This is a genomic window from Candidatus Hydrogenedens sp. (assembly GCA_035378955.1).
Classification (GTDB): domain Bacteria; phylum Hydrogenedentota; class Hydrogenedentia; order Hydrogenedentales; family Hydrogenedentaceae; genus Hydrogenedens.
The window spans coordinates 1-3013 of sequence record DAOSUS010000138.1; the positions used below are offsets into that span (position 1 = coordinate 1).

General features: G+C 37.0%; 3 protein-coding genes. All 3 read left to right on the forward strand.

The window, feature by feature from the left end; translation table 11 throughout:
• On the forward strand, positions 1-551 hold a 551-nt coding region (locus PLA12_14630), incomplete at its 5' end, for an endonuclease III domain-containing protein (protein HOQ33725.1).
• Between the two features lie 137 nt (positions 552-688).
• Complete coding sequence (locus tag PLA12_14635; GenBank protein ID HOQ33726.1) at positions 689-1729, forward strand: ketose-bisphosphate aldolase; 1041 nt, start codon at positions 689-691, stop codon at positions 1727-1729.
• A gap of 81 nt (positions 1730-1810) precedes the next feature.
• A partial coding sequence (glmS, locus tag PLA12_14640; protein ID HOQ33727.1) for a glutamine--fructose-6-phosphate transaminase (isomerizing) occupies positions 1811-3013 on the forward strand: 1203 nt, incomplete at its 3' end.

A 3013-nucleotide genomic window follows, 5' to 3' on the forward strand; every position in this document is an offset into this window, starting at 1 on the left:
AAAATACGGCATGGACAAATGTAGAAAGAGCCATTGAGAATTTAAAAAAAGAGAATTTACTAAATCCATATAAAATAATTAAGTGTGATAGAAATCAATTGGAACAGGCTATACGACCTTCGGGATATTTCCGCCAAAAAGCAGAACGACTTATCATATTTTGTAAATATCTGATTGAAAAGTATGATGGGAAAATCGAAAAAATGGCTCATAAAAATATTTCTGAATTGAGAACGGAATTGCTAAATATAAAAGGTATTGGACCTGAAACGGCGGATGATATTTTACTTTATGCCTGTGGACATCGGATTTTTGTTGTAGATGCTTATACAAGACGAATTTTTTCAAGACATGGAATTCTCGATGAAAAACTAAATTACAATGAGATACAAAACTATTTCCATAAACATTTACCTCAGGATAATTATATTTATAAAGAATATCATGGCCTTATTGTCTGGACAGGGAAAGATTATTGTAGAAAAATACCTAAATGTTCAGAATGTCCCTTAAATAAATATCCTGTTTTTAATTGTGAACAAAGTGTTTGAATTATATTTTGAATAAATGTTATAATTACTCAACTTTTATTTGCCTGTCTATAATTCCGATTAATTTAGTAGAAAGTAAATCTATAAAAACTGTAAGAGTAATAATACTATAAACAATTAAATTAAGGAGAAATGTTATGCCATTAGTTCCTATGAGACAAATACTTGATGAAGCAGCCAAAGGTGGCTACGGTGTAGGTGCTTTCAATGTAAATAATATGGAGCAAATCCAAGCGATTATGCAGGCTGCAAATGATACCAACAGTCCTGTAATAATACAGGCAAGTCGAGGTGCATTGAAGTATAGTAAGATGATTTACTTGAAGAAATTAATGGAAGCAGCGGTAGAGGAATATCCACATATACCCGTTGCACTGCATTTAGACCATGGAAACAGTGTAGAAACTTGTAAGCAAGCCATAGAACTCGGATTTACTTCCGTAATGATAGATGGTTCGTTGAAAGAGGATGGGAAAACACCGAATACATACGAAGGTAATCTTGAAGTTACATTGAAGGTTATTGAATTAGCCCATCCGTTAGGTGTAACAGTAGAAGCAGAATTAGGTTGTCTTGGTGGAATTGAAGATGGTCATGGGGCAGGTTTATCCGATAAAGATGTAGAATCTCATTTAACAGACCCTGCACAAGCAGAAGAATTTGTAAAACAAACAGGTGTAGATGCTCTTGCTGTTGCTATTGGAACAAGCCATGGTGCCTATAAATCATCAAGAAAAGACCCCGTTACAGGGGAAGTATTACCACCGAAATTAGCTATGGAGCGTATCATTGAAATTCATAAAAGAATGCCAAATTGCCACATGGTAATGCATGGTTCCAGTTCTGTACCGCAAGAATTAGTAGATATTATTAATAAATATGGTGGCAAAATGCCGGGGACAAAAGGTATCCCATTAGAAGAAATTAAAAAAGGTATTGAAAATGGTGTTCGCAAGGTAAATGTTGATACGGATAGTCGTTTGGCAATAACGGGTGCTATTCGTAAGGTATTTTGGGAACAACCGGAAAAATTTGACCCCAGAGATTACTTAAGACCGGCTCGTGAAGCAGCATATCAAGTATATGTAGAAAGAATGAAAGCCTTTGGTCAGGCTGGACATGCAGGTGACTATAAACCGTTAACACTGGACGATATGAAGTCTTATTACAAGAAGTAAAAATTCCATTTCGAATAGTCCCTGAAATTTTTTGTAACGAATATAAATTACCAATCTTAAACAGGAAAGGATTGTTTAAAAATGTGCGGAATTGTAGGCTATATTGGTCCGAAAAATGCAGTAGAAATTATTCTTTCGGGACTACACCGTTTAGAATATCGTGGTTATGATTCAGCAGGTGTTGCTGTTGTAAATAATAACGGTTTAGAGTTTATAAAAAGTGTGGGGAAATTAAAAGTACTCGATGCAAAATTAGAACAACATCCGATACAGGGGCAATTGGGTATTGGACATACACGCTGGGCAACTCATGGGGAGCCCTCAGAGGTAAATTCCCATCCACATTTTGATACCAACATGGAAATTGCCGTTGTGCATAATGGCATTATTGAAAATTTCCATGAACTTCGTGAACAATTACAGGCAGAAGGTATCAAATTCAGAAGCCAGACCGATACCGAAACTATAGTTCATCTGGTAAGAAAATATTATGATGGAGATTTATTCAAAGCCGTTCAGAGAGCCCTTAAAGATTTGAGAGGTGCTTATGCTATCGGTGTTATTTGTAAGAATAATCCCGATGTATTGGTAGCAGCAAGAAATGGTAGTCCTCTCATTGTTGGTATTGGAGATGGGGAAGGATATATTGCTTCGGATGTGCCTGCCATTATGAAATATACCCGAAAAGTTATTTACATTGATAATGGACATGTCTGTGAGATAAAGAGGGATACTATTTGCATCGAAGATGTAGATGGGAATTCTATCCCTGTCCATGTTCACAATGTGGAATGGGACGATTCCGCAGCAGAGAAAGAAGACTATCCGCACTTCATGTTGAAAGAAATTTTCCAGCAAGCAGAGGTCCTTCAAAGCACACTTCGAGGACGGGTAGAAGAAGGGTCTGATAAGGTGCAATTGAGGGATATGAACATTTCTGAAGAGGAATTAAAAGCCTGCCAAAAAATTTATGTTGTTGCTTGTGGAACCGCATGGCATGCAGGAATGGTCGGTAAATATCTCATAGAAAAATTTGCTCGTGTTCCTGTGGAATTGGATTTAGCATCTGAGTTCCGTTATAGAGACCCAATTATTCCTCCCAATACAATTTTAATTGCAGTTTCTCAATCCGGCGAGACAGCCGATACCTTAGAAGCCATACGCATTGCGAAAAGTCGTGGTGCAAAGGTTGCTTCAATTGTTAATGTGGTAGGTTCCAGTGTTGCTCGAGAATCACATGGTGTTATTTATCAACAAGCAGGACCGGAAATTGGCGTGGCTTCT

Bases quoted from the DNA above. Each gene is read 5' to 3' on its own strand.
- PLA12_14635 (HOQ33726.1), top strand. From the start codon at position 689: ATGCCATTAGTTCCTATGAGACAAATACTTGATGAAGCAGCCAAAGGT.